The 26,557-nt window shown below is 42.8% G+C and carries 18 protein-coding genes; 9 read left to right on the forward strand and 9 right to left on the reverse strand.

Annotation, left to right across the window (positions count from 1 at the left end; all coding sequences use genetic code 11):
* Positions 1 to 693: 693 nt before the first annotated feature.
* Positions 694 to 1,947: an NAD(P)/FAD-dependent oxidoreductase gene (locus KZA12_RS04140; RefSeq protein ID WP_256932818.1), complete on the reverse strand. Its 1,254-nt coding sequence runs from the start codon at positions 1,945 to 1,947 to the stop codon at positions 694 to 696.
* Positions 1,948 to 2,251: 304 nt separating this feature from the next.
* Positions 2,252 to 4,222 carry an acetate--CoA ligase gene (gene acs / locus KZA12_RS04145; protein ID WP_218689319.1) on the reverse strand — a complete coding sequence of 657 codons (1,971 nt, stop codon included), beginning with the start codon at positions 4,220 to 4,222 and terminating at the stop codon, positions 2,252 to 2,254.
* 405 nt (positions 4,223 to 4,627) lie between these two features.
* Between acs and KZA12_RS04150 the strand changes: the two genes are divergently transcribed.
* Positions 4,628 to 5,938, forward strand: coding sequence for an NAD(P)/FAD-dependent oxidoreductase (locus KZA12_RS04150; RefSeq protein WP_218689320.1), 1,311 nt, complete (start codon positions 4,628 to 4,630; stop codon positions 5,936 to 5,938).
* 226 nt (positions 5,939 to 6,164) lie between these two features.
* On the opposite strand, the gene KZA12_RS04155 is transcribed toward KZA12_RS04150, so the two are convergent.
* Positions 6,165 to 7,271: an alkene reductase gene (locus tag KZA12_RS04155; protein ID WP_201621679.1), complete on the reverse strand. Its 1,107-nt coding sequence runs from the start codon at positions 7,269 to 7,271 to the stop codon at positions 6,165 to 6,167.
* Positions 7,272 to 7,611: 340 nt separating this feature from the next.
* Here KZA12_RS04155 and KZA12_RS04160 point away from each other — a divergent pair, with 340 nt between their 5' ends.
* The 3 genes from KZA12_RS04160 to KZA12_RS04170 all read left to right on the forward strand — a co-directional run bounded on the left by KZA12_RS04160 (position 7,612) and on the right by KZA12_RS04170 (position 11,664).
* Positions 7,612 to 8,799 carry a hypothetical protein gene (locus KZA12_RS04160; protein WP_218689321.1) on the forward strand — a complete coding sequence of 396 codons (1,188 nt, stop codon included), beginning with the start codon at positions 7,612 to 7,614 and terminating at the stop codon, positions 8,797 to 8,799.
* Positions 8,800 to 8,930: 131 nt separating this feature from the next.
* Positions 8,931 to 10,466, forward strand: a complete 1,536-nt coding sequence (locus KZA12_RS04165) for an alpha/beta hydrolase (protein ID WP_218689322.1) — start codon at positions 8,931 to 8,933, stop codon at positions 10,464 to 10,466.
* 73 nt (positions 10,467 to 10,539) lie between these two features.
* The gene (locus KZA12_RS04170; RefSeq protein WP_218689323.1) at positions 10,540 to 11,664 is read left to right on the forward strand and encodes a septin family protein; all 1,125 of its coding nucleotides are present in this window, start codon (positions 10,540 to 10,542) and stop codon (positions 11,662 to 11,664) included.
* 55 nt (positions 11,665 to 11,719) lie between these two features.
* On the opposite strand, the gene trpB is transcribed toward KZA12_RS04170, so the two are convergent.
* The gene (trpB, locus tag KZA12_RS04175) at positions 11,720 to 12,955 is read right to left on the reverse strand and encodes a tryptophan synthase subunit beta (RefSeq protein ID WP_218689324.1); all 1,236 of its coding nucleotides are present in this window, start codon (positions 12,953 to 12,955) and stop codon (positions 11,720 to 11,722) included.
* A 279-nt stretch (positions 12,956 to 13,234) separates the two neighbouring features.
* Here trpB and KZA12_RS04180 point away from each other — a divergent pair, with 279 nt between their 5' ends.
* Together KZA12_RS04180 and KZA12_RS04185 are read left to right on the forward strand one after the other, a co-directional pair.
* Entirely contained in the window at positions 13,235 to 13,528 is a 294-nt protein-coding gene (locus KZA12_RS04180; RefSeq protein WP_218689325.1) for a Trp family transcriptional regulator, read from the forward strand.
* Positions 13,529 to 13,645: 117 nt separating this feature from the next.
* On the forward strand, positions 13,646 to 15,247 hold the full coding sequence (locus KZA12_RS04185) for a GMC oxidoreductase (RefSeq protein ID WP_218689326.1): 1,602 nt from the start codon (positions 13,646 to 13,648) through the stop codon (positions 15,245 to 15,247).
* Between the two features lie 103 nt (positions 15,248 to 15,350).
* Here the strand turns inward: KZA12_RS04185 and KZA12_RS04190 are convergent, their stop codons facing one another.
* Both KZA12_RS04190 and KZA12_RS04195 read right to left on the reverse strand, forming a co-directional pair.
* The gene (locus tag KZA12_RS04190) at positions 15,351 to 15,821 is read right to left on the reverse strand and encodes a type II toxin-antitoxin system death-on-curing family toxin (RefSeq protein WP_218689327.1); all 471 of its coding nucleotides are present in this window, start codon (positions 15,819 to 15,821) and stop codon (positions 15,351 to 15,353) included.
* A 1-nt stretch (position 15,822) separates the two neighbouring features.
* Positions 15,823 to 16,836, reverse strand: a complete 1,014-nt coding sequence (locus KZA12_RS04195) for a DNA-binding protein (protein WP_201621671.1) — start codon at positions 16,834 to 16,836, stop codon at positions 15,823 to 15,825.
* Positions 16,837 to 17,569: 733 nt separating this feature from the next.
* On the opposite strand from KZA12_RS04195, the gene KZA12_RS04200 reads away from it, so the two are divergent.
* Entirely contained in the window at positions 17,570 to 18,583 is a 1,014-nt protein-coding gene (locus KZA12_RS04200) for a lipoate--protein ligase (RefSeq protein ID WP_218689328.1), read from the forward strand.
* Between the two features lie 31 nt (positions 18,584 to 18,614).
* Complete coding sequence (locus KZA12_RS04205; RefSeq protein ID WP_218689329.1) at positions 18,615 to 19,031, forward strand: VOC family protein; 417 nt, start codon at positions 18,615 to 18,617, stop codon at positions 19,029 to 19,031.
* A 120-nt stretch (positions 19,032 to 19,151) separates the two neighbouring features.
* Here the strand turns inward: KZA12_RS04205 and KZA12_RS04210 are convergent, their stop codons facing one another.
* The 3 genes from KZA12_RS04210 to KZA12_RS04220 all read right to left on the reverse strand — a co-directional run bounded on the left by KZA12_RS04210 (position 19,152) and on the right by KZA12_RS04220 (position 24,510).
* Entirely contained in the window at positions 19,152 to 20,687 is a 1,536-nt protein-coding gene (locus KZA12_RS04210) for a phospholipase D family protein (protein WP_218689330.1), read from the reverse strand.
* A gap of 83 nt (positions 20,688 to 20,770) precedes the next feature.
* A complete protein-coding gene (locus KZA12_RS04215; RefSeq protein ID WP_218689331.1) occupies positions 20,771 to 21,511 on the reverse strand; it encodes an SDR family NAD(P)-dependent oxidoreductase in 741 nt (246 codons plus the stop codon).
* An 821-nt stretch (positions 21,512 to 22,332) separates the two neighbouring features.
* Complete coding sequence (locus tag KZA12_RS04220) at positions 22,333 to 24,510, reverse strand: NADPH-dependent 2,4-dienoyl-CoA reductase (protein ID WP_218689332.1); 2,178 nt, start codon at positions 24,508 to 24,510, stop codon at positions 22,333 to 22,335.
* 276 nt (positions 24,511 to 24,786) lie between these two features.
* On the opposite strand from KZA12_RS04220, the gene KZA12_RS04225 reads away from it, so the two are divergent.
* Positions 24,787 to 26,451 (forward strand): AMP-binding protein, encoded by a 1,665-nt coding sequence (locus KZA12_RS04225; protein ID WP_218689333.1) that lies wholly within the window; start codon positions 24,787 to 24,789, stop codon positions 26,449 to 26,451.
* Positions 26,452 to 26,557 lie beyond the last annotated feature (106 nt).

Raw genomic sequence — 26,557 nt, forward strand, 5'->3', positions numbered from 1 at the left:
CTATTTATGTGTAGTTGTATCTATTCACTTTACCCAAATAAAATTCGTAAAAGAGTAGTTCAAAATCCTTTAATAGCAACATTTATCCGACATTAGGTAGTATTCTTTTGACTAGAGGTCAAATGTTTCAAAATAAGACATTGTATTAAAACCTGTACGAACGTAATAGCATGTAACTGGAACTATAAAATTGGCTATACCTCGGCTATTATAGACGAATAGCCGAGCTACAGTTGTGCACTGGTAGTTGTAAGTGAATATGTATAAACATTGAAATCATCATGATCAACCTCATGTAAATTCCATCACAGCTGATTACTTTGTATAAAGTATAATTTTACTAAGAAACCAACAATAATAAGTAGTACTCACTGATTCTATAGCTAACTATCCAGCTATTTGGCCAGTTTTCCTCAGCCCACAGTTACTCCTCTGTGGGCCTTTTTTTGTCTGCTAATTTCTTTATTGATATGAATCTTATGTTCATGTGTATTGGATTGACTACCAATTTGACCAGCATATTCAGTTACTACTTAATCAATACTGTAATGATCTTGCGCTTGATTTGCCTAAGGTTACTTTGCTAATGACAGCACGCACTTGACTGAGGTCATGTTTATACGTGCGAATGTGGTGCGTTATGCTGGCATAAGCTCATATATGGTCTTTGTAATAGCAGATAAATAAAGGCAATTACAGACTTAAAGCAGCGACTACTACTTCAACGACTTGTTCCGCCATCAAGTAGCAACTCTCAATATTACCTTGTCCACACCAATCACCACTGACGATCCAGTGGCGATCGTTATCGACTAAAACTCCTAACCCTTCCTCGCCCTTATTGATCACAGTAGCGGCGTAACGCCAGCGATGGCAATCTACTTGGCTTGGCGCTGTATCGTTATTCCAGTTTAATGCTTGCTTGGCTGCTACTAATAATTGCGCTTGGATAGTTTCAAGATCATCATTGACGTGCGCCTCTGACCAGTCGTTATTAGCATGAATAGTGACACTAGGTAATAGCTCGCTATGGCTAGGTTTTTGATGTTCCACAAATATCTTAGCGAGTATTGACTGTTGTGGATAAGCCACATCCCATACTGGCGGCGTAGTAGTCGCTGCAACGCTGTTTTGCAACGTCTGCGGTAGCATACTGACTTTGTCCCAGCCTAACATTAAGGTATAGCAAGCCAGCATCTTGGCTTGGCTAATTTGCGCCTGTTTACCAAAGCCACTATCTGCCAACAGCTCAATAGCTTGCCCATTAGGTATTGTACAGATCACCCAATCAAAGCAACCTAAACTGGCGCCAAACTCGTCAAATAGCTCCGTTTTCTGGTCTGTAGACTGATGATGCTCTTTGCTTAATGGGGCCACACGGGTTTTGAATTTAAGGCTGCTATTAGTTAGATTATCGGCTAGCTGCCGACCCCAACTAGTCATTTTGGGACTGCTAATATAGCGAGCATGCGTAGTGTCCCACTGCTCTTTTTTACTGATAATAGGCTCAGCATTGCCATCAGTTGGCGTTAACTCGACCACTTGTGCGCACCAAGGTTGCAATGACCCTGACTGTAACCAAGGAGCGATAAACTGGGCGAAACTGTCTGACTTAGCAGTGAAGAACTGCGCACCAAACGCCCACTGCCAGTTGTTCTGATTAGTCAAGCTATCAGTGCGATAGCGAGTCGCTAGACGACCAACGCTACGAGACTTTTCAAAGATGGTGATTTGCGGATGCTGAGCATTAACACTATTACTAGCTTCTGCTTCATTGTGTGCTTGAGCAGGGCGCTGAGCAATAGCACGCTCTAATAAAGTAGCCGTAAAAAGACCGCTTAAACCGCCACCGATGATAGCTATCTTTGCTGAGCTATTAGTGTTGGCGGCGCTGGTTGATAAATTATTAGAAGACAGGTTATTAGCATTAGCAGAGTGATCAGTCATAGTGACAGTAGGCCTTTGGTTAGGGCAACGATTGAAAGTAATTAAAAGTGTTTGAGAAGATGGGTAAGCCATGAATAAAGGTTGTAGCAGAAAAACCCTACTGACAGGTAGCTGTGGAGTTACTGTAGTGATATCAATAGCGTTTTATAGGAAAACTATCCTTAATAATAAAAAACCATGCCGTCTTTAACGATATGGCTTTTTTCAAACAATGATAAAGGTTCGATGACTACATAAAACGGCTGATTTAATTAAGCATCAAGCTTAAGCTATTAGCACCGACTTACTTGCCAGCGCTAACAGCTCAGCTATTATTAGCCTTGTGCTCCGCTTTTACTACCTCAATTAACTGATTGATCACTGAGCTGTCCGCTAAAGTAGACAGATCTCCTAAGCCAATATACTGACCTGCGGCTAGATTACGCAAAATACGACGCATGATTTTGCCAGAGCGAGTTTTTGGCAAAGCTTCAACGATATAGATAGCATCTAAGTTAGCGATAGGACCAATCTCGTTACGCACATGGCGATTAAGCTCAAGCTTCAAGTTATTATCAGCCTTTTCACCTATATTTAGAATAACAAAAGCGGCAATGCCTACCCCTCTAATATCATGAGGCATGCCAACTACCGCCGCTTCCACAATCGAGGGATGGGCATCGATTGAGCTCTCAACCTCAGCAGTACCTAGCCTATGGCCAGATACATTCAGTACATCATCAACTCGACCAGTGATCCAGTAATGCTCATCTTCATCACGTTGTACGCCATCGCCAGTGAAATAATGTCCCGGATAATCACTAAAATAGGTCTCTAAAAAACGCTTATGATCGTTATAAATACCACGCATCTGCCCTGGCCAGCTACTACTAATCACTAAATTACCATGAGCTGGGCCTTCGAGGATAGTATCGTCACTATCTACCACATCAGGTATGATGCCATAGAGTGGATTCATTGCTGCACCTGGCTTGAGCGCTACTGTACCTGGAATAGGGGCTAATAATATGCCGCCCGTTTCTGTCTGCCACCAAGTATCAATCACCGGGCAGTTGCCATTACCGACCACATTATAATACCAGTCCCAAGCTTCAGGATTGATGGGCTCACCAACAGTGGCGAGCAAGCGCAGACTTGAGCGATCAGATTCAGTGACAAACGCATCGCCCTCTTTCATCATTGAGCGGATAGCTGTTGGCGCCGTATATAAAATACTAACTTTGTGTTTATCAATAATATTGCCAACTCTTGCCCATGTGGGATAATCTGGTACGCCCTCGAACATCAGCGTCGTGGTGCCATTGGCAAGCGGAGCATAAGTGGCATAAGTATGACCAGTGACCCAGCCAACATCGGCGGTACACCAGTAAATGTCATCTTCTTTTATATCGAACACATCACGAAAGGTCGACAGCGCATAAGTGATATAGCCGCCAGTAGTATGCACCACCCCTTTAGGCTTGCCGGTTGAGCCTGAAGTGTACAATAAAAACAGCGGATCTTCGGCATTCATCACCTCAGGTTCGCAGTACTCTTGCTCAGCCTCAACTAGAGTGTGATACCAGACATCACGACGACCGCTCATCGGAATTGAGTTGCCAGTACGATAGACCACGATGACCTTCTCGACGCATTCTGTGCCTTCCATATCTAACGCATGATCGACATTGACTTTCAGTGGGCTACGCTTGTTACCACGCAGGCCCTCATCTGCGGTGATCACTAGCTTGGACTGACTATCTATAATCCGGTTGCCAAGACTGTCAGCGGAGAAGCCGCCGAATACTACCGAATGTACAGCACCGATACGAGCACAAGCCAGCATGCCGATCATAGCTTCAGGTATCATCGGCATATATAAAGTGACGCGATCGCCTTTTTGAATACCCAGCTTACGCATAGCATTACCTAAGCGGCAGACTTCACTATGCAGCTCTTTAAAAGAGATAATCTTGTTAAGCGAAGGGTGGTCACCTTCCCAAATAATAGCGGGCTTATAAGGGTTAGTCTCTAGGTGTCGATCGAGACAGTTTACTGAAATATTCAACTCACCATCTTCGAACCATTTAATACGAAAGTCGTCTAAATCGTAGTTTACGTTACTAATAATAGTCGGTTTTTTGATCCAATCGATAGCTTCAGCACGCTCAGCCCAAAAAGCATCGGTATCTTCATGTGAGGCAATAGAGCGCTGATAATCCTTTGCGTATTGCTCGGCACTAGTATTGGCAGCCGCCATAAATTCGGCACTAATGGGAAATAATTTTTGGGCCATGATCCTACTCCTTTTTAATTATTATTACTGGTATAACGATGCCTGAGAATAGCGTCTTAATAGTAGTTGCTATTTGTTATAATAGTCGAATTAGTCAGTCGTAAAAAACACCAACTCTATTTATAAACTAGTACTAGTGATAGCGATCCATCACTATTATGAACTCTATAGTAATGGCGTTAGTAGAATAGCGACAGGCGGTGCGGTATCCACTTCCATAATGTAGGATACCTTAGTTCTAGTTTGACAAATAAGCCCTAGCGATGCAAGCCATCAACCGTTAATGAAGAACAATCCCTGCATATCTGTACACTTACCTATTAGCAAGTAATCAAAGGCGCTACGGTCTTATGCTTATTCTGAGGTTAAGTTTTTTACTATAATCGTTTTTTAATTGGATGTTCAATGACCTCTAACCATACACTCCCACAGCATCACTTCGATGTCATTATTATTGGTGCTGGCGCTTCAGGGTTATACTGTGCACTCACCGCCGGTCGTCGCGGTCGCCGTGTACTAGTAGTGGATCATGCTAACAAGGCAGGTAAAAAAATCCTGATGTCAGGCGGTGGACGCTGTAACTTTACCAATTACTTTGTAGAGTCTGAGCACTTCATTGGTGCTAACGAGCATTTTTGTAAATCAGCCCTTAGTCGTTATCCTAGTTGGGAGTTCATTAGCTTAGTTGAGCAGCATAAGATTGCTTATCATGAGCGTGAACATGGGCAGCTGTTTTGTGACGACTCAGCGCAGGATATCTTGACTATGCTGCTGGATGAATGTGATGCTGCGGGAGTACAAGTACGCCTGAATACTCAAGTTGAGCAAGTCAAAGCTATAGATAGCAGCCTACAAACAAGCAGTAATAAGGTAAAAAATGCTAACGTGCGCTTTGAGGTATTAACCAATAAAAAGCTCAGTAAAAAAGAACTAGCAGAGCACGCGCCATCAGTACAGACAAGCTACAGCTGTGAGTCGCTAGTAGTGGCTACTGGCGGCTTATCTATACCTACTATGGGCGCTAGTGGTTTAGGCTATGAGCTGGCGCAGCAATTCGGTCATCAGCTGATCACTACCGATGCCAGTTTAGTGCCATTTACCTTTACTGATAAGACCGGTGAGCTACTACGCGCGCTGGCAGGTATTAGCTTACCAGTAGTAGCTAGTAACACTCGTACTTCGTTCAAGCTACCATTTTTATTTACCCATCGTGGCCTCTCTGGGCCTGCTATCTTGCAGCTGTCAAATTATTGGCACGTCGGTGAGCCTATTGCGATTAATCTACTGCCAGACATAGACATTAGCAGCTTGTTGATAGCTCATAAAAAATCACACCCAAAACAGTTAATTCGTACGGTGTTGGCTGATAACACTGACAATGCTTTGCCGAAAAAGCTACTGACCGCCCTACAGAGCAGCCTATGGGAAGATATAAAAGATACTGAGCTGGCTAATATCAAAGACGAGCGTTTAGAGGCGATAGGCACAGCGATCAATGGCTGGCAACTCAAGCCGTCAGGTACCGAAGGCTATCGTACTGCCGAGGTCACTCGTGGCGGGGTCAAAACCGATGAGGTCTCCTCCAAGACTATGCAAAGTAACTATCAACAGGGACTATATTTTATTGGTGAAGTACTTGATGTTACCGGCTGGCTTGGCGGTTACAACTTTCAGTGGGCTTGGGCTAGTGGTTTTGTCTGCGGCGAGGTGGTTTAAGCGAACTTGCTGGGCCGCTTAACTATCAAACCTAAGCGCTAACTGGATAACTAACTACAGATACCGATAAAAAGCAGCCTAGTTATTAATAACTAGGCTGCTTTTTATTGTCAGAGTTTTAACCGCTCATACTAGAAAAGCCCCAACAACATCAAGTTATTGGGACTTTTTAGCTATTAAAGATAAAGCAGTTCATTTAACGCTTTATCTAAAATATAAAGGCAGATTAAGCTTGATCTAAGAACGGATAGTCAGTATAGCCTTGAGCACCGCCACCATAGAAGCTATCTGGATGCTGCTTATTGAGCGGGGCATCTTGGCGAATACGTTCAGCCAAATCAGGATTAGCAATATAATCACGGCCAAAAGCGACGGCATCAATATAGCCGGCGCTAACATTTCTTACCGCTTTTTCAGCAGTATAACCACCAGCGGCAATAATAGTATTGTCAAAGGCATCACGAATGCGCTGACGGAAACCATCGTTATAGGGTGTGCCGCCTGCCCAATCAGGTTCAGATAAATGTAAATACATTAGATTGCGCTTATTGATTTGCTCAATTAGCCAAATATTATCATCTTCATCATAGCCTGCTTCAACACTATTAAAAGTGCCTTGTGGAGAAACACGGACACCGATATGATCGCTATCCCAAGCCTCGACACAAGCATCGATAACCGCTAACGTCAAGCGGGCACGGTTTTCACGACTACCACCGAACTCGTCATCACGCTGGTTGGTTTGCTCGACCCAAAACTGATGTAACAGATAGCCATGAGCGCCATGAACCTCAACACCATCAAACCCTGCTTGTTGCGCGCACTTAGTCGCATGAGCAAAGTCAGCGATCACTTGCTGAATCTCTTCGGCAGTCGCTGGACGTGGTGGAGTGGTGTCAACGCGAATCGCTTGATTGTCACTATCTCGTAGAGAAGTACGGGCACTAACTTTGACAGCCGAAGCAGAAATAGGGGCTTCGCCATCTGGTTGTACGCTCTTATGCGCAACCAAACCGGTATGCCAAAGCTGTATTACGATTTTGCCGCCTTTAGAATGTACATCATCGACGATGACTTTCCAAGCGGTGGTCTGGTCCAAGGTATGTAATCCTGGCGCGCCCGCATAGCCTTTAGCTTGAAAAGAGACTTGCGTTGCTTCAGCGATAACTAGCCCTGCTCCTGCCGCACGCTGTGAATAATATTCACCTGCTAATGCGGTTGGAACATCGCCTGGTTCAACAGAACGCAGGCGAGTCAATGGCGCCATAATAATACGGTTTTTAAGGGTTTGGCTGCCCATTTTTACTGGTTCAAATAAGTTATCGTATGCCATGGTAAATCCTATTTATCTTTGGTATTAATTGTTATCTATCTAGGAGTATAAAACTCATCATTCAATAGAATAGTTAGATGAGTGGGATCCTTTATTAGGCAGGTGAGTCATTATTCAACTGACTCTTACAAACAAAAACGCTACTGGGCAGTACAAAAATATCTCAGCAATATAAAACTAAGCTCATAGCTTTTACATTTACATTGAGCAATGCGTCCCGTTGTTGTATCCTGCTTAAAAAATCAGCCCTGTTTGATAATTAAATCGTTAGCTCAAACCGCAACTCAGACTACTATTAAGTAATAAGCTTAGAGTATTAATCTAAGCAAGGATGTAATCAATGCCAAAGACCCCTTTAGCACTAATGATAGCGGCCAGCCTATTGTTTGCTACTAGTGCTTGCCAGCCGCCACCTGCTAAGCCTGCATCTGATAAGTTAGAGGTTGCAAATAACTCGGATAAACCGAAACCGTCAGCGGCTATCCAAACTATAGATGAGACTAAAACCGAACCGCTGGTAGAAGTCAAAACCCCTAAAGCACTGACTAAAGCGTTCGTGGCATTGTCTGAGACCAAACTGACTAATGAGCTTATTTGTACTAAGCTTAACGATACTATGCAACAGATTGATAATAAAAGTAAATTTGAAGATATTCATACTATTCAGCGCCAACTAGAGGTTTGTCTACCGACTACTGGTAACTCCGAAATACTGCAATGGCTAGCAGAGTATCAAGCGCTGTACGGCCGTTTTTTATCGATTAATCAGCCAGTCAATGAACAAAGTTTTTACACTTTAATGAACTTAGCTGAACGCGGTGAAAAATTTCCTTTAGCCGCCCTAAAAAAAGTCACCCCTCGCATCCGATATCTTATCAGCCTAGTGGAGAGTAATGCTGATGTTAACGTGCTGTATCTTGGCAAAGGGGACTATACCTTTCATCATGATCTAAAGGCTATGGCTGACTTATTCACTCCTTATTTACCTAAGGATCAAAGTGCCTTTATTCAGCGCCTAGCAACAGACAACCAAAGTGTCTTTTGGCATGATGCGACGATTGCCGTCCCTTTTGATCAAGTACTTGAACGCGCTATATTTTGGCAAGATTATATTCAGCGTTATCCCAATGGCTATGCTATTGAAGACGCCAAAAGCTTATTTGCTATCTATCGCTATCTGCTGTTTTTCGGTTCAGAAAATACTCAGTGGACAGATGATGAGTTACGAGAATTCCGTGATCCAGCACAGCAGCAAGCCATTAACCAATTGGCGCAATCTGCAAACAGTCAACTGGCTCAAGACGCCCAAGGCTTGATTGATTTTATGGCTTTATCGGCCAGCCAGCGTCAGAAAAAGTATCCAGCACCTAGTAAAAATGATAACGGTGATAAACTAGATAAACGACAAAAAGCAAAGTATCAGCTAGCAGCAGCCTTACAAATAGCGTCACCTTGGCAAAGCGACCATAAAAGTGACTATAAGAACTGCTTTACTGGCATAGTTTGTGTTGATAGCTCAACTAGCTAATTTGTATAAATAGTTGCTATCAGTATTTGTTATGAACAGCAGCCGTTAATAATGCTAGCACTACTATAAAAGCTTAAAACATCACTAATCAAGCTGGCACAGCACCTTTTCCCTATAGGTATATCCGACTCATGTTACCCAAAATATTTCGTGGCACCTTGCTAGCTTTAACTACGGTTGTTTGTGCCAGCTTCCCGCCAACTTATGCTCCGTTAACTGAGCAAAAGGTTACTACCAGCAACAGCACTGTGAACCCTGATAACGACGTTAATAAGAGCTCTATTAATTGGCAGCCTTGTGTCCAGCCCAGTTTTGCCAACTGGTTTCCAAGCTACGCAGAAGTAGATACCTTACAGTGCGCCACCATTGAAGTACCGCTAATCAATGCCGGGACACCTACCGTTATCGAGCTCGCTATATCACGCTTACCCGCTAGCGGTAGCGAACAGCAAAAGCTCGGCACCTTGATAAGTATCTCTGGGGGTCCAGGCCAATCTGGACTGGATGTCTCACCTATCAATTCAGCTGCTTACCAAAAACTATCTAGGCACTTCGATATCATTGGTTATGCACCACGCGGCGTGCACCCTAGTACTCCTACGGTCAAATGTAGCACTGTAGATCGGGTGCTTACTCCAGAAGATGCAGAGAGCTTTGCACAAGGCTGTTGGGATCACACTCCCCATGATCTATTGACACAGCTAGGGGCAGATTATGCCGTTAATGATATCGAGGCCATACGACAAGCGCTAGGAGTGCCGAAGGTTAGCCTAATTGGTTATTCTTACGGTACTAAAATTGCTGCCCTATATGCAGAGAAGTTTCCTCAATACCTACGCGCGGGTGTGCTCGACGGTGTGGTCAACCTAAATGAGACTGAACTACAAATGGCGGTAAATCAGTCGGTAGCTGTACAAAAAACCTTTGAGCGTTTTCTCACTGCCTGTCGTCAAAAGTCTGATTGTTATTTTGCGGATACTAATACTGTGGCAGCTGCTGAAGCTAAGCTCGCTAAGCTTTATTACTATATCGAGAGCCATCAGCTATATGATTTGGATGGTCAGCGTATTTTACCAGTGAGCTTGTCTGGCATAATCTATGACTCTTTGATGTGGCCTGAACAATGGCCGATGCTAGACTCTTTATTCCATCAGCTTGAGAATGAGGATTTCGAACTTTATAAACAGCTTATCGCCGATCAAAAAGACAATACTGATTTTGCGACTTTTGCTGCTATCTTATGTGCTGACGGTGCGCCGACTTCAACCAAAAAAGCCGCTTATATCGATGACATAAAACGTGTTGATGCGCTATTAACTTGGGATGATTTTCGCAAATTTACTGATAAAGAAATAGTAGACACTTGCTACTATTGGCCTATTGCTGGTAGTGATATACCGCATGTTCCTAAGCTATCGCCTTCTGCACCACCCCTGTTGTTAATAGCTCAAACTGATGACCCTGCGACACCTTATATCAACGCTTTAGCTATGCAAAAGTATTTAAATTCAGTATTATTAACTCGTAACAGTGACGGCCATACTTTAGCCTTATCTGATTTAAGTAGCTGTGTCGATAATCAAGTCGTTGACTATCTGATAGACCCAAACAGTTTAGCTAATGGCAATAATAACAGCAGGCAAGGTAATATATATTGTGCTAAATAGTTAATAGCCTGGGCGTCGTTTACCTTTAGTTATCTAAAAGCTGGTAGCGGGTTATCTATCAAGGAGATATATTATGCAAAAGACTGCCTTAGCATTAACACTCGCTACTAGCCTGCTGTTAACCCTCAGTGCTTGCCAGCCCTCCTCTGACCCCACTGGAAAATCAGACTCAACTGCCACTAATACTATCAAACAAAAACAAAAAGCAACCCCTATAGACGTTGCACAACCAACGACTGTTGCAAGCACAGCTATCGATGCGCAAACTTGTATAGCACTCAATAAAGCTATGCAAAAAATAGGCAGCACTAGTAAGATCGAAGCGATCTATGCTATTCAGCAGCAACTAGAAGCTTGCTTACCCACCGCGAATAATGCCGAAGTGTTGGCTTTGCTAAAGAACTATCAAGCGCTATATGAGCGTTTTTTGGGCCCTGACAATTATATGGATGATGAGGACTTCTACGCCATAGTAGAAACTATGGAGGCAGGCAAAAAAGTAACGGCAGAGCAGCTAGAAGTCTTAGCTCCACGTATACAGTATCTTGTGAAATTGGTAGAAACTAAGGCTGACGTTAGCATACTGTATATAGGCGAAGGGATATTTGTGTTTCATCATGACTTAAAGGCCATGGCTGATATCTTCACTCCCTATTTAGCTAAGGATCAACAAGTCTTTATTCAACAGATGGCAAAAGACAACCAACAGATTTTTTGGAATGATGCGGCGATTGATATCTCGTTTGATGAAGTGATTGCTCGTGCTGAGTTTTGGCAAGATTATATCCAACGTTACCCAAACAGCTCTTTTATTGCAGATGGCAATATTTTATTCGACTTCTATCGTCATGCGCTGTTTTTTGGCTCAGACAACACGCAGTGGACAGATGATGCTGTACATGAGTTTATAAGCCCAGAATATGAGCAAGCAATGCAAAAATTAGCCAAACGTGCTAATAGTATTTTGGCGCGAGATGCTCGTAGCCTATTTAAGTTTATGGCGATGTCTGACTCACAACGCCAGCAAACCTATCCAGTACCTGAATTTGACGAGGATGGTGATGAGATACAGGAATGGTCCAAAGTACGCCATCAGCTAAAAATGGCCTTACCTATACCTTTATCCCTACCTTGGGAAGAGGATGGTAATAGGGAATGCTCAAATGGCATAATTTGTGTAGATTATAATGTTGAATAACAAGCTTGGAGTGGATTACCTATTTAGTAAGCCACTCCCTAGCCCTAAGGCTAAATTACAATTTTACTTTATCCAAAATAAAATCAATATCTTTATCGCCCCGTCCTGATAAATTGACTAAGATAGTCTCATCAGCAGGCATATCTTTGGCAATCCTCATCGCGTAAGCAATAGCGTGCGCCGTCTCTAAAGCAGGAATAATACCTTCTAATCGTGACAACGCCATAAACGCCTCTAAACACTCATCGTCAGTAGCTGACTCATAAGTGGCCAGTTTATTGTCTCGCAAGTGCGAATGTTGCGGCCCAACTCCTGGGTAATCTAGGCCCGAAGCAATTGAATGCACTGCTGCAGGCTCACCTTGGTCATCGAGCAACACATAACACTTAAAACCATGAATCTCGCCTTTGACTCCTAAGGTCATAGTAGCCGCATGTTTACCTGTCTCTAAGCCTTCGCCTGCTGGTTCAACACCTATCTTCTGCACGCTCTCATCATCAAAAAACCCACTGAATATCCCAATAGCATTAGAGCCGCCACCAACGCAGGCCACCACTTTATTGGGCAGTTTACCAGTGCTGGTTAAGAATTGCGCTCGTGCTTCATGGCCAACTACAGATTGAAAGTAGCTGACTATCTCAGGATAAGGCGCAGGCCCAAGCGCCGAGCCAATGGCAAACATACTAGTATCTAGCTCGCCAAGATAAGCCTCAAAGGCACTATCGACAGCTTCTTTTAAGGTGCCAGCGCCACGAGATACTGGGATGATATTAGCCCCTAAAATTTTCATTCGACTCACATTAGGGTGTTCCTTCTCAATATCTACCTCCCCCATGTGTATTTCACACTCCAAGCCCATCAGTGCTGCAGCCGTTGCTAACGCCACACCGTGTTGCCCTGCCCCTGTTTCAGCAATGACTTTAGTCTTGCCTAGCTTTTTTGCCAGTAGGACTTCACCTAAGCAATGGTTTATTTTGTGAGCGCCAGTATGATTAAGATCTTCACGCTTAAAATAAATTTGCGCGCCGCCGCAATGCTCAGTTAAGCGTTTTGCATGATATAGCGGACTCGGTCTACCCACGTAAGTCTCACGTAAGCGCTTCATCTCATCGATAAAGTCTTGCTCTTTGATGATTTCACGAAAGCCTGTTTCTATCTCATCCATGGCTTTGGCTAATTCAGGATGACCAATTTTGCCACCGAATTCGCCATATAAACCCTCATCACTAGGGAGCACAAACTGATGTAAGCCATAGCCGTTTGTGGTCTCTACTTTATTATTAATTGTCATATTAGAACCTTAATGCTTTTGGAGGTTATATAAGTAAACTAGTTTGTCGAATGGATTTTAAAAGCTATGTCTAAAGCTATTTTTTAAGCACTTTTAAAGCGTTTTTAAACTTAAAATTATCTACTACTATAAATAAATGTTATCATGTTCTAGTACACTGATACGTATTTTAAAGTAAGTTTTATATTAGGTCAAGTATCAGCAGTAGCTTAAAATGCCTTGATAGCATTTATTTTTATTAGCCGTTTTTTAACTGTTCATATTCAGGAAGTATTTAGCATGACAAAAGAAGACTATCGATCCAGTAAAGCCTACAACTATCTATTAGAGTTGCTCGTGGCAACCAACGATAAGGCCCAACTGGCGGAAATATTAGCGGCGTTGATGACCGAAAATGAACAGCAAGAGCTTGTGAATCGTATAAGGATTTTCGCATTATTAGATCAAGGCGTGACCCAAAGAGAGATCAGTGCTCAGCTAGGCGTAGGTATTGCTACTGTTTCGCGCGGTGCAAAGGCATTTGGTCAGCATCAGATTGAGGCGTTGTTGCCAAGCATTGGTGATGAGGTTTAAGGATGAAAATCTACTGAATGACTAGTAAGTGTTAAGTAAGCGCTGTCAGTGCAATAATAAAGACAGTTATGTTCGCTAGACTGTTAGTTGTCAAAATATGATAAAAACAGGAAGCGTATGCAACGACGACAACTTATTAAATCAATGGGCTTAGGCATAGCTGCTGTTAGTACTTCTGCTGCAATGAGCGGCTGCCAAACGCTCTCAGCCAAGCAGTCAAAACTACCAACCAAAGCTATCCAAGCCGGACACTTTAGTAATATTATCGTTGGCAGTGGCTATGGCGGCGCAGTATCAGCACTCAGATTGAGCGAACAGGGGCATGAAGTACTGATATTAGAGATGGGCATGCGCTGGGATAGAAACCCTGAGCACGATACTTTTTGCAAAATGATTAACGCTGATAAACGCTCAAGCTGGTTTAGCAATTGGCCCAATGCGCCGATCACCATTCCGATACCTATCAAAAAATACCCTGGGGTCTTAGACTTAATCGAATACGATGAGATGAAAGTATTCGCTGGGCGTGCTTATGGCGGCGGCTCCATCGTCAATGGCGCTATTGCTATTGAGCCAAGACGCACGCATTTTGAAGCTATTTTTCCATGGATTAATGCGGACGAGATGTATGACATCTACTTTCCCCGAGCTATGAAGGAACTTAAAGTCAGTCAAATCCCCGAAGCTTTTTTTAATCAATCCAAGCATTATGAATTTACTCGTGCCGCTGAACGCCAAGCCGAAAAAGCGGGCCTTAAAACTGAATTTTTTGGTAATAGCTACGACTTTGACTATATGCAGCGCGAGGCCAAAGATGAGGTCTATAAATCAGCACTGGGCGGTGAAGTTATTTATGGTAATAACGCTGGCAAGTTCTCACTGGATTTAACTTATCTAAAAGACGCTGAAGCTACCGGCAATGTCACGGTCAAAACTCTGCGCAAAGTTAATACTATCCAAGCGCTCGATAATAACCAGCTCAGATTAGAAGTTTATGTCATCAATAAATTTGGCGGCATTGATGAAGTTGAGCATTACACCTGCAATAAGCTATTTCTTAATGCAGGCAGTACCGGCACTTCAGAGCTGCTACTAAAGAGTCAGGCTGAGGGTCATCTTAATCATCTAAACCAACATATCGGGCAGCATTGGGGACCCAACGGCAACATCATGACTGGACGCAATTTCGTTCATGCAGCTGGCACGATCCAATCTACTATCCCAGTCAAAGGCATCAATATGTGGGACGGTGATAGAGGTGGCTCGAAATACAAAATATTTGCCGAGCTTGCGCCACTACCGCTAGGGCTTGAGACTTGGACGACGCTCTATTTAGCCATTACTGACAATCCGGAACGTGGTAATTATTACTATGACAAAGCTACCAAAACCGTCAAACTAAACTGGAAACGTGAGCAAAATGAGTATTCGGTAAACGCTGCTAAAGAGCTATTAGATAAACTCGCTAAGGCCAATGGTGGCTCTACCTCAAGCTTACTGTTTACCAAAGGCTTTGGTGATAACTTTTGCTATCATCCACTCGGCGGCTGCGTATTAGGTTTGGCGACCGATGAATTTGGCCGTGTCAAAGGGCACAAGAATATCTATGTGCAAGATGGCGCATTAATCCCCGGCAGTGCTGGCGTCAATCCGTATGTGTTTATCACGGGTCTAGCTGAGCGTAATATGGCTGCTATTTTGAAGACGGATTTTGGGTAGGGTTTTGGGGTTTATAGAGATTGGCTGAATAAAGAACGCTCTTGAGAGAAGTTATTTTTGTTTTAGATTTGGAGCTGATCCTGCTTTTTGCTCATACTTCAAATTAATCACCTTTATTGTTTTCTGAAAGCTGGACAGCTCTATAAAGCTCTAATTTGAGAGATTCCGAATAGTCGTCATCATACAATATAGAAGTGATAAGCTGATGAAGTAAGTTTTTATCTATTACATTATCAGCGACCCATACAGCTATATTTTCCATCTCTAATATAAAACTATGAACAATATAATCAAAGTCGTTTAGTTCCAAAAAATATGCACCTAACGCTAATGATGAACGTTTATTCCCATCATGAAAGGCATGATTTTTATTGATTGAAAATGCTAAATGAGTAAGCTTGTCTTCAAGTTCCGGATAGTACGAATCATTTTTAATATGTTCTAAAGGGCTTTCTAACTGTCCGATGACTTTTGTACCTGCCAATCCACCTGAATTTTCTATAATCCAGTCATGTGTTTGAATAGCATGGGAAACATCGAAGTAAAGAAATCTAGATTGATATTCCTCGTTCATATCATCTATCCTTCAAACGTTTAAAAACAGCTAAAGTTTCAGGATCGCTTAGCTGTTCTTCAAGTGAACGGCTTTTCTCTCCTAAGAACTTTTCGAAATCTGCTTCTGGAACAGCTTGAATGTATGCTTCTAGCTTTTCATGTAGAGCATCTCTAAAACACAAATCGCGACTTGCCATTTTAGTACGAGCGTCTGTAATTAGAGGTCTAAACAATGGATGGTTTTCAAAACCACTTATTAGCTCCTTTGCTTCTTTTTGGGTAAGCTTAGCTCCTTTTTTATTGCTAGCGAGCTTAAACTCATGAGCTATTCCAGACTCAAAACTAGCAATTAATGTCAGCACTTCAGAATACATCGTTTCACGAATTTTATCCTTTTTAGCTAGTTTTAATATTTTTTTATATTCTGTAGCATTTTCCTTAAATACGCTTTGGTAAATTAAATTAGTGAAAATTCCATATTTCCACTTATTACCCTCTATATAATTATCTAAAGCGTCTGTAAATAACTGACGATAGTTATCTTCTTGAAATGAGGCTAATAGAAAGTTTTCATCACGCTGATTAATATATTTTGTATGTCCTCCAACTTTTTCTGCCATAACATCTAACACAATATCTAATAAATGAGATCGAAGCATTCTAGCAGGTTCACTTTCTGTCAATAGCATACCAAGATTCAAAACAGCTCGAAATGAAAAGATACCTAATACGCTCGTTTTGGTACCCTCATTGATGAGGGTACCAAAAGCTAAATCCTTGAATTTTCTAAGTTTATTTCCTCTTAAAACTTGATAACCATTACTTTTTAATTCGTCATCATGTGATGCAAGATAACGTTCAATAGTTGCATCTCCTATTTCGAATAATGTCATCACTTGTTGCTTTGTAAATACAAGTTCTCCATCATAGAAAGTACCACCTGGTTCCATACGCTTTTCTGCCTGCTTTAAGGCATAACGATTATTAAGAATATTTTGACGGTCATGGGAAGATTCCGTAAGGTTCTTAGCCATTTTTAACTCCTTTTAGTATCAAATAATAATTCATATGAGTTAATAATTTTTATTTAAAGTCTAATTGTATTTAGTCTATATTATTTCGACTATTATTACTTAACACTTGTATAATCCTTCAATAAGGGATCATTGAGTTTAGATAAGTAGTTCTCTAATCTTAATGCAAAGAAACCTTAGACTGGATCTTTTTCCTAGCTTTTCTTATTTTTAACTTTATAAGCTAAAGCACTAACCTATAAATTAAAATCATGATTTACTGCAAATTCATTTAATTATAATTACGACAGATATATAGGAAGTATTAGATCTCACCGCTAGTCCTGATAGTAGCGATATCCTAACGCAGATGGTGGCGTGCGGACTAGTTTGTCTGGTGGCGTTCCAACATTCGAGCGACCACCACCAGTCATAGTCCGCATCGCCATCGACAAGCTAGGTATAGATGTCTCAAAAAACTCTATTTAAAGATTTTTTACTTGCGAAGCTAAAATTACAGTGTAATTTTTCAACGCTTCTCAAGGATTAGCTACAGCAACTAATTATTCCTCAAAAACCTATAAACCCTATTCTCAAAATCTAACCAAAACTCCCCCCTACATCACAATATTCAAACGCCCAAAACCCTGCTCTCTACCACACCACCATTGAATTCCAACCTCGCATCAGCAACAATGACAGTATCTACTTATAACATTCAATATAGAAAATCATTCGAGAATAAGGATAAACAATGAAACTAAAAATCTTAAAATCAGCCGTGACCAACCCTTGGTTTAACCTCGCCACCGAAGACTGGATATTCCAAGCACTCGACCCGCAGTCGCACACGCTATTTCTATGGCGCAATTCTGAAACCGTCGTTATCGGCCGTTCGCAAAACCCTTGGGTAGAATGCAAAACCGATAAGATGGCAGAGGACGACGTCTTTTTAGCGCGGCGTCAAAGTGGTGGCGGCGCAGTATTCCATGACTTGGGCAATACCAATTTTACCTTTTTATCGCCCAAAGCCGATTATAACCAAGACGCCAACTTTACTATTATCATTAATGCGCTTAAAAAATTAGGCGTCGACGCTACTCTCTCAGGCCGCAATGACATGCAAGTGGGTGATAAAAAGATATCAGGTAGCGCGTTTAAACACAGCGTCGATCGCAGCTTTCACCATGGCACCTTACTGGTCAATGCCGATATGCAAAAGCTCGGCGACTATCTCAACCCACACCCGCTCAAACTGCAAGCCAAAGGCATCAAGTCAGTACGCTCACGAGTAGCAAATTTGGTCGAATTTAATGACACCATCAATCACGAGACCCTCTCGCAAGCCATGATCGAAGCTTTCTGTGAGCATTATGGTCAGGAGGTAGAAGCTATACCGGTTGAAGAGTTGGATGAGGCTACCCTCGTACAAGAGCCGCATTTAAATAAGTACTATCAGCAGATGGCCGACTGGGAATGGCGATTTGGCAAGACCCCAGAGTTTAGCCATCATTTAGAAACCCGCTTTGACTGGGGACTGATTGATTTGCATTTGGACGTAAAACAGGCGGTGATTACGGAGGCGGTTATCTTCTCAGACGCTTTAAATGTGGAGTTGATTGAGGTTTTAAAAGAGTCGCTAACTGGGGTTAAATATAATAAAGAGGCTATTAGCGCTAAGTTGGCTGCGTTAAGTGATGCGCAAACAGAAATGGCATCGCAAGTTACTGACTTTTCTGCTTGGTTGGTCGGTGCGATTACAGGTTAGAACTTTAAATAAATCAATCATAAGGCAATTTATGCAATATCTACACGCAATGATCCGCACCAATAAACTAGAGGAGACTTTAGCTTTTTATTGCGAGCTAATGGGCCTTAAACTGCTAAGAAAAAAGGATTCTGAATCAGGAAGATTTAGCTTATATTTTTTAGCGACTCATGAAGGAGCGCCAGAGATTGAGGTCACCCACAACTGGGATGCAGAACAATATAGCAACGGCAATAACTTTGGTCACTTTGCCTTTAGAGTCGATAACGTATATGAGCAGTGTGAGATATTTAGGGCAGCGGGTGTTGATATATTGCGACCACCTAGAGATGGCTATATGGCCTTTGTTAAAGACCCTAATAATATCTCAATCGAGCTGCTGCAAAGTGGTGAGCGCTTGGCACCCATCGAGCCTTGGATTTCCATGGAGAATATCGGCACATGGTAGGCTATAAGAGGCCTTTCATGCACCGCTATGTAAGAAGACAACATAAGAAAACAATATAAGAAAACAGGGACGTTAGTGAGTTCTCTGCAGCTCAGGTCTGCATATAGCTCTATTTTTGGATTATAAAAGCCATTCCACTGGTAGCCAGCCGACGACTGTCAAAATGATACTGTTTAGCAGGTTAGATCCAGGCTCCGAAGTACTCACCGACCCCGTATTAGAATCGATCCAAACCAACTTCCCATCGCGTTGTTCAACGCGCCAAGCCAGTCCATGTATTTGTTCATCGAATGCTTTGTGTACTTTTTGCGCCATCTGCTCACTATTGATAAGCAAACCCATTTCAGTATTTAATCTAGTAGAGCGAGGGTCAAAGTTAAACGATCCCACAAAAATTCGCTCTCCATCAATCGCAAAGGTCTTTGAATGGAGACTAGCGCCTGTCGATCCGAACGGCCCTAAACGGTTAGAGCGAGCATTGGGTGCCGCTTTGCTACGTAGCTCAAAAAGCTCAACGCCACTTTCAAGCATGGCTTTGCGGCGCTTGGCATAACCGGCATGGACGGGCAGTACATCTGTGGCTTGCATCGAGTTGGTCAGCATGCGTACATCGATACCGTGCGCCTCAAGCGTAGCAAAAGCTTCTACGCCCCCAGCTCCAGGAACAAAATAAGCTGAAACCCCATCGAGGCGGGTCTTGATGTCACCTACCGCCTCCTTTAGCCGGCTTGCCAATAAATCTTCACGAGGCACAGCGCCTTGGCCTTTTATTGGATCATCACTCACTAACACAGCCGTGGTCCACTCTAAATCAAGCTCCCCTGCTGCAAGGGACGCCACGATGTCCGAGCTTTCCAGAATGGCCTTGTACTCGCTCATCTGTGGATCGTTCTTTAATCCAGCCAATCGAGTGCCAATCGGGTCATTTACTTTAGGTTTTCCAACAATTAAGTCTGCTGGATAAACAGATAGCGCCGCCCAATAGCGGTCAAAATCAGCAGCGATCTGCGGAACAATATGACCTACCGCCATAACATCAAAATCAACAAAAAGTGGCGTTAAACCAGTACCAAAATACTCATCACCGACGTTTCGACCACCTACTATGGTCGCGCGCCCATCTACCGTGAAGGATTTGTTATGCATTCTTCGGTTTAATCGGAAAAAATCAAACCCATAAGATAATATCTTCGCCGTGCGCAGATTAAAGGGATTATACAGCCGCACTTCCATATTTGGATGGGCAGCAAGCGCTGCTAGCTCAGGATCGATTCCCGTTGTACCATTGTCATCTAGCAATAGCCGAACGCGTACCCCTCTATCGGCGGCGCGAACCAAAGCATCAAGTAGCAAAGTACCCGTCAGATCAGCATGCCAAATATAGTACTGAGCATCAATGCTTGAGACAGCCGCATCGGCTAACAGTATTCGTGCAGCAAAAGCATCAGCCCCACTTTGTAGTGGTGCAATTCCAGTTAGCCCTTTATGGGCTGCTTCAAGATCAATCAGCGATTCGGCTAAGGGCCCACTGGTCGCTTTTGGCAACACGGTTGTATCTATGCGCCCTTCTATTTCTGGAATGGAAAAGGTCAATCGGGCGATGAGAATAGCGCTCCCGGTAACGACGACAATAAAGAAGAGCGCTTTTAAAATCATATTAAAAATTTTCCATTATGTATTAGGACATGCCCTAATTATTATAAAATCTAAGGCCGTTTAACTATAAAAAATTAAACCTATTAGGTCGCCATAATGCCGCCGTCAACGATAAATTCTGCACCCGTTGAATAGCTTGAATTATCAGATGCCAAAAACGCTACCATTTTGGCTACTTCTTCAGGCTTACCGATACGTTTCATCGGGATATTTTGTATATAGTTTTGTACGGTATCTTTGATATCATCGGCTTCGACACCTGGGGTTTGGATGGCGCCTGGATGCACTGAGTTCACACGAATATTGTATTCAGCATACTCTTGCGCAACCGCTTTAGTTAGGCCAGTAGCGGCAAATTTAGAAGCATTATAGATAGAGTTACCGGCCGTACCACGCAAGCCTTCTAGCGATGAAATATTCACGATAGAGCCACCGCCTGCCTTCTTCATAGATGGCAAGATTTTTTGCATGCCATAGAAGTTACCGAACAGGTTAACATCTAACAGCTTTTGTAAATCTGCCCCTGTAAACTCGATAAAGGGCTTCATGATATCGATACCCGCATTATTTACTAAGATATCTATTGGCCCAAAAGTATTTTCGCCATGCTTAATAGCAGCATCCCAAGCGTCAGGATCAGTCACATCGAGCTTAACGAAAGTGGCATTATCACCCAGCTCTTTGGCTAGCTTCTCACCGTTATCAACTAAGACGTCAGTGATGATGACTTTTGCGCCATCCTCATGTAATTTGCGCACGTGTGCTTCGCCCAAACCTTGTGAGCCACCAGTGACTAGCGCAACTTTATCTGCTAATAATTTCATCGTACTTACCTTTATAGTTATGATTATAAATTTAAATATTCTCGTAGAATAGTTATAATTTTTGACTTTTATATTAGATATTGCAAAAAATCAGTCTAAGATGGTATCAAAGATAAAATAGCAATTGTCTGAATTTTCTCTAGAAGTTACAAGCTTTGCAGGGTTACTACTTTTAATTGCACACTTTTACATATTTAGATTTTGTTTTGTCTGTAAAGGATTGATTGAATAATCAGATAACTGGGTATATTAATGTCAATATCACGCAAAAATTAGAAGTTGAATATAGGCAATAATGGCTTTGTTCGATAGGTTTGTAGGGTGCGTTCCACGCACCGTTTTATACAAAATAAGCAGGGCACTTGAACTTTACAAAGCTAAAAACTTTTGCTATTTATATAAGTGTTAAGCTTAGTACTTTGTTAGCTATATAAAGACTAGCTTTACCGTAGGCTGGCGCTTTTAGCCCAGCGCTTTTGTTAGTATCGTGCAACACCACGTAGTTTATCGCCAGTTAGCTAAACTGCTTTTCATCACTTGCAATAAAGTTTTACTCAAAAAAGTACTGTTACCTAGTTGCTGAGCTAAAGCCACAGCCTACAAAAACTATTATAAATCTAGTCTATTTAAAACGAATTAGTTTCTTCAAACTCTCATAGAGAGTGAAGATTAAATGTAACTTACCATCGAATTCTTAGACTTGGCGGATTACGCTTGGGATAACCCACCTTATAAAAATTTAAACTACTAAATTTCAATCAAAAAAAAGCGGCAAGATAATAAATCTAGCCGCTTTTTTATTTAACTTAAAATATCAAATCTTAAATCCCAACTGCAACCTCAGCCCCATCACGAATGGCGCGTTTGGCATCCAGCTCAGCTGCTAATTTTGCCCCGCCAATCAAGTGGTATTGCGCGTCTGGTGCATCACCGACATTTGGCATTAGCTCCACTACTGACTCTTGACCGGCGCATACCACTACGCTATCAACTCGTAAGAGCTGGCTTTGGCCTTGATTATTAGTGATCCAAATACCTTCATCAGTGATTTTTTCGTACTGCGCACCAGAGACTTGAATGACCCCATGTGACTTAACATGAGCACGATGTACCCAGCCAGAGGTTTTATTTAGGCCACTACCTAAGCGACCCTTGCTGCGTTGAATCATATACACTTGGCGTATAGGAGTGATACTTTCAGGCTGCACTAAGCCACCATCGCTTTTATAACCCATATCCTCAGTCACGCCCCATTCCTCACGCCACTCACTAATCGATTGTGGCTCTGGACGATAGCTTGGATCTTTTAGAGTTTCAGGCGCTAACTTATCTAATGGCTGACCATGACGAGCGGTTAGATACTCACTAACATCGAAGCCAACACCGCCAGCCCCGATGACCGCAACGGTATTACCCACTGACTTCTCACCAGAGAGCAGTTCAGCATAAGTCATCACTTGTGGCAGATCTGCCCCTTCGAGTTTGCCAGCCAAACTTCTTGGCACAACACCGGTTGCGACAATAACGTGTTGAAATTTAGCCGCCTCTAACATGGCTTTATCGACTTTAGTATTGAGCTTAATATCAACGCCTAAATGCTCAAGCTCATTAATATAGTAGCGGATAGTCTCAAAGAATTCTTCTTTACCTGGGATGACCTTGGCGTAGTTAAACTGGCCCCCTAAAATATCTTTTGCCTCAAATAAAGTCACCTCATGACCTCGGAGCGCCGCTACGTGTGCTGCTGACATACCAGCGACTCCGCCACCGATGACCGCCACCTTCTTAGGCTTCTTGGTTTTGATATAGACCAGCTCAGTCTCATAGCAGGCTTGTGGATTAACTAAGCAGGTTGAGCGCTTATTTTCAAAGGTATGATCTAGGCAGGCTTGGTTGCAAGCAATGCAAGTGTTAATACGATCGGCTTGACCCGCTTGCGCTTTATTGACCCAGTTCGGATCAGCTAAGAAAGGACGCGCCATTTGAATCAAATCTGCTTTAGCGCTAGCGATGATATCTTCAGCAGTATCCGGCATATTGATACGGTTGGCCGCCATCATAGGAATACTGATATGTTTTTTTATCTCAGCGCTAAAATCAACAAAGGCGGCACGTGGTACGCTAGTGACAATAGTAGGGACACGTGCTTCATGCCAGCCGATACCAGTGTTCATGATAGTTACGCCCGCTTTTTCTAGCGCTTTGGCAACGATGATCACTTCATCCATAACATTGCCATCTTTGACTAAGTCGATGACTGACAAGCGAAATAAGATAATAAAGTCATCGCCAGCCGCCTTGCGAACCGCTTTAACTATATCGACAGCTAGCTTCATACGGCCATAAATATCGCCACCGTATTGATCGCTGCGTTTATTAACGTGGCTCGATAGGAACTGATTAAGCAGGTAGCCTTCTGAGCCCATGATCTCTACACCGTCATAGCCTGCTTGCTTAGCAAGACGTGCTGAGCGGGCATAGTCCTCAACAGTCTGCTCGATATTTTTGATGCTCATCTTACGGGGTTTAAACGGTGAAATAGGCGATTTGATTGCGCTTGATGACACAACAAAGGGATGATATCCGTAGCGCCCACTGTGCAAGATTTGCATGATAATTTTGCTATCATATTTATGCACAGCACTCGTCACTCGTCGATGGTTGATGACATCCATCTTGCTATTCATCGTACCGCCAGCAGGTAGCAGCCAGCCTTCACGGTTGGGCGAGATACCGCCAGTGATCATCATCGCCACGCCACCTTTGGCACGTTCAGCAAAGTAAGCCGCGAGCTTGCGGTAGTTGTAAAATCTATCTTCGAGGCCAGTATGCATAGAACCCATAACGATGCGGTTTTTAAGAGTAGTAAAGCCTAGATCTAATGGCTCAAATATATGAGGATAGTGCTCTGAATCATTAGCGGCATTAGCAGTTACGATACGGTCGGTTGGTTTGCTGCTCTGTGTTACTTGGCTGGCAGTATGGGTGCTGGCGCTCATGTCATTATCCTTATCAATCAATAGGGTACTGCTATCAAATACCTTTGACAGTCAATAGTTGTTGTATCGTAACATAATGCCATTATTAGCAGCTACGAGCACAAGCGACTGACGAGTGATTATTATATTAATAAAATAATAAGGCGATTAGCTTGCACTGAACCGCTATAGAGCATACCGAAATACTCTTACTTTTTGACAGCTATTGTCTATACTAGATATCACTCACCATCGGTTAACAGCGATTAAAATTAAAACAACACAAAGGACTATCTCATGACTGACTTTCATACCGGTCTTGGCAAGAACCCAGCTAACTATCAGCCGCTAACCCCAATCGATTTTATCATTCGCACTGCCTACACTTATCCCACTCAGACTGCCATTATCTATGATGATCTCGAAACCAATCACCTGACTCAAACTTGGCAGCAGACCTTCATTCGTTGTCGACAACTGGCAGATGGCCTGCGCAAACTAGGGATCGATAAAAACGATACCGTTGCGGTGATGATGCCTAATACTCCGGCGATGGTTGAGAGTGCCTTTGGCGTTCCGATGTCAGGTGCTGTCTTATGCACCTTAAATACGCGTTTAGATATCAATGCGCTGACCTTTTGTCTGCAGCATTCTGAAGCCAAAGTATTGATTCTAGATAGTGAGTTTTCAGCTTTGGCTGAGATCATTGATGAGACCTTTCCTAAGCTAATAGTTATTCATGCCACCGATAGTGCTGTTGACGTAGAGCGCTTTGGACAGTTGAGTTATGAGGAGTTGCTAGCCAGCTCAGACTGTTTAGATAATTGGGAGATGCCTGCCGATGAGTGGGATGCTATTGCCCTCAACTATACTTCTGGTACTACTGGCACCCCAAAAGGCGTGGTCTATCATCATCGTGGTGCTACGCTGAATGCCGTCTCCAATATCTTAGATTGGGATATGCCCAAACATCCCACCTATTTATGGACGCTACCGCTATTTCATTGTAATGGCTGGTGCTTTCCGTGGGCTATTGCTGAGCGTGCTGGGGTCAATGTTTGCTTACGTAAGATGGATGCCGACTTGATGTTGCAGCTGATTGCTAAATATGAAGTGAGCCATTATTGTTCAGCGCCGGTGGTACATAATATGATTGCTAATGGCAAAGCTGAATATAAAGCTGCCATTACTCATGCCGTTAAAGGCTGGGTGGCAGGAGCACCACCGTCTGAGACTATGCTGGCTCAAATGGAAGAAATGGGCTTCGACATCACTCACGTTTATGGTCTGACCGAAGCTTACGGGCCAGTAACTGTGTGCGCTGAGCAGCCAGAATGGGCTGATTTGAATATCGTTGAGCGTGCCCAGAAGAAGTCTCGTCAAGGAGTACCCTCCCATCTGATGAATGGGTTTGAAGTGTTCAAACAAGGCAGCACTGAGCTGGTCAAAGCTGATGGTGAAGAGATAGGTGAGCTGGCACTGCGCGGTAATATGATAATGAAAGGCTATCTAAAAAGCCGCAAAGCTACTGAAGCGGCGTTTGCTGATGGCTGGTTCCGTACTGGAGACTTAGGGGTCAAATACCCCGATGGCTATATTAAAATCATGGATAGGCTCAAAGATATTATCATCTCTGGTGGTGAGAATATCTCCAGTATCGAGGTTGAGAATGTTTTATATAAAATGCCTGAAATTTTAAGCTGTGCCGTCGTTGCCGTACCAGATGATAAGTGGGGTGAAGTACCTGTCGCTTTTATTGAAATCTATGCTGGTAGCGTTTTACAACGTAACCAGGTTATTGAGCATTGCAAGCAGCATCTAGCTGGCTTTCAAGTTCCTAAGCATATTATCTTCGCTGAAATTCCAAAAACCAGCACCGGTAAAGTACAAAAATTTGAACTGCGTCAAGCGGCTAAGTCGTTAGCGCATGAAAGCTCTAAGGTGACGCCTTCAAACAAATAAGCTATTAAAATTTTGTTTTATAATATAAGGTTTTTGACGATAAAAAAGCCAGCCTAGAGTTAACTTATAGGCTGGCTTTTTAGTCGCCAGACAAATGGTCATAGCG

The organism is Psychrobacter sp. BF1, assembly GCF_019279065.1.
Taxonomy (GTDB): domain Bacteria; phylum Pseudomonadota; class Gammaproteobacteria; order Pseudomonadales; family Moraxellaceae; genus Psychrobacter; species Psychrobacter urativorans.

Coding starts and splice junctions, on each gene's coding strand:
- KZA12_RS04140 (WP_256932818.1), bottom strand. CDS start 1,947: ATGACTGATCACTCTGCTAATGCTAATAACCTGTCTTCTAATAATTTA.
- acs (WP_218689319.1), bottom strand. CDS start 4,222: ATGGCCCAAAAATTATTTCCCATTAGTGCCGAATTTATGGCGGCTGCC.
- KZA12_RS04150 (WP_218689320.1), top strand. CDS start 4,628: ATGACCTCTAACCATACACTCCCACAGCATCACTTCGATGTCATTATT.
- KZA12_RS04155 (WP_201621679.1), bottom strand. CDS start 7,271: ATGGCATACGATAACTTATTTGAACCAGTAAAAATGGGCAGCCAAACC.
- KZA12_RS04160 (WP_218689321.1), top strand. CDS start 7,612: ATGCCAAAGACCCCTTTAGCACTAATGATAGCGGCCAGCCTATTGTTT.
- KZA12_RS04165 (WP_218689322.1), top strand. CDS start 8,931: ATGTTACCCAAAATATTTCGTGGCACCTTGCTAGCTTTAACTACGGTT.
- KZA12_RS04170 (WP_218689323.1), top strand. CDS start 10,540: ATGCAAAAGACTGCCTTAGCATTAACACTCGCTACTAGCCTGCTGTTA.
- trpB (WP_218689324.1), bottom strand. CDS start 12,955: ATGACAATTAATAATAAAGTAGAGACCACAAACGGCTATGGCTTACAT.
- KZA12_RS04180 (WP_218689325.1), top strand. CDS start 13,235: ATGACAAAAGAAGACTATCGATCCAGTAAAGCCTACAACTATCTATTA.
- KZA12_RS04185 (WP_218689326.1), top strand. CDS start 13,646: ATGCAACGACGACAACTTATTAAATCAATGGGCTTAGGCATAGCTGCT.
- KZA12_RS04190 (WP_218689327.1), bottom strand. CDS start 15,821: ATGAACGAGGAATATCAATCTAGATTTCTTTACTTCGATGTTTCCCAT.
- KZA12_RS04195 (WP_201621671.1), bottom strand. CDS start 16,836: ATGGCTAAGAACCTTACGGAATCTTCCCATGACCGTCAAAATATTCTT.
- KZA12_RS04200 (WP_218689328.1), top strand. CDS start 17,570: ATGAAACTAAAAATCTTAAAATCAGCCGTGACCAACCCTTGGTTTAAC.
- KZA12_RS04205 (WP_218689329.1), top strand. CDS start 18,615: ATGCAATATCTACACGCAATGATCCGCACCAATAAACTAGAGGAGACT.
- KZA12_RS04210 (WP_218689330.1), bottom strand. CDS start 20,687: ATGATTTTAAAAGCGCTCTTCTTTATTGTCGTCGTTACCGGGAGCGCT.
- KZA12_RS04215 (WP_218689331.1), bottom strand. CDS start 21,511: ATGAAATTATTAGCAGATAAAGTTGCGCTAGTCACTGGTGGCTCACAA.
- KZA12_RS04220 (WP_218689332.1), bottom strand. CDS start 24,510: ATGAGCGCCAGCACCCATACTGCCAGCCAAGTAACACAGAGCAGCAAA.
- KZA12_RS04225 (WP_218689333.1), top strand. CDS start 24,787: ATGACTGACTTTCATACCGGTCTTGGCAAGAACCCAGCTAACTATCAG.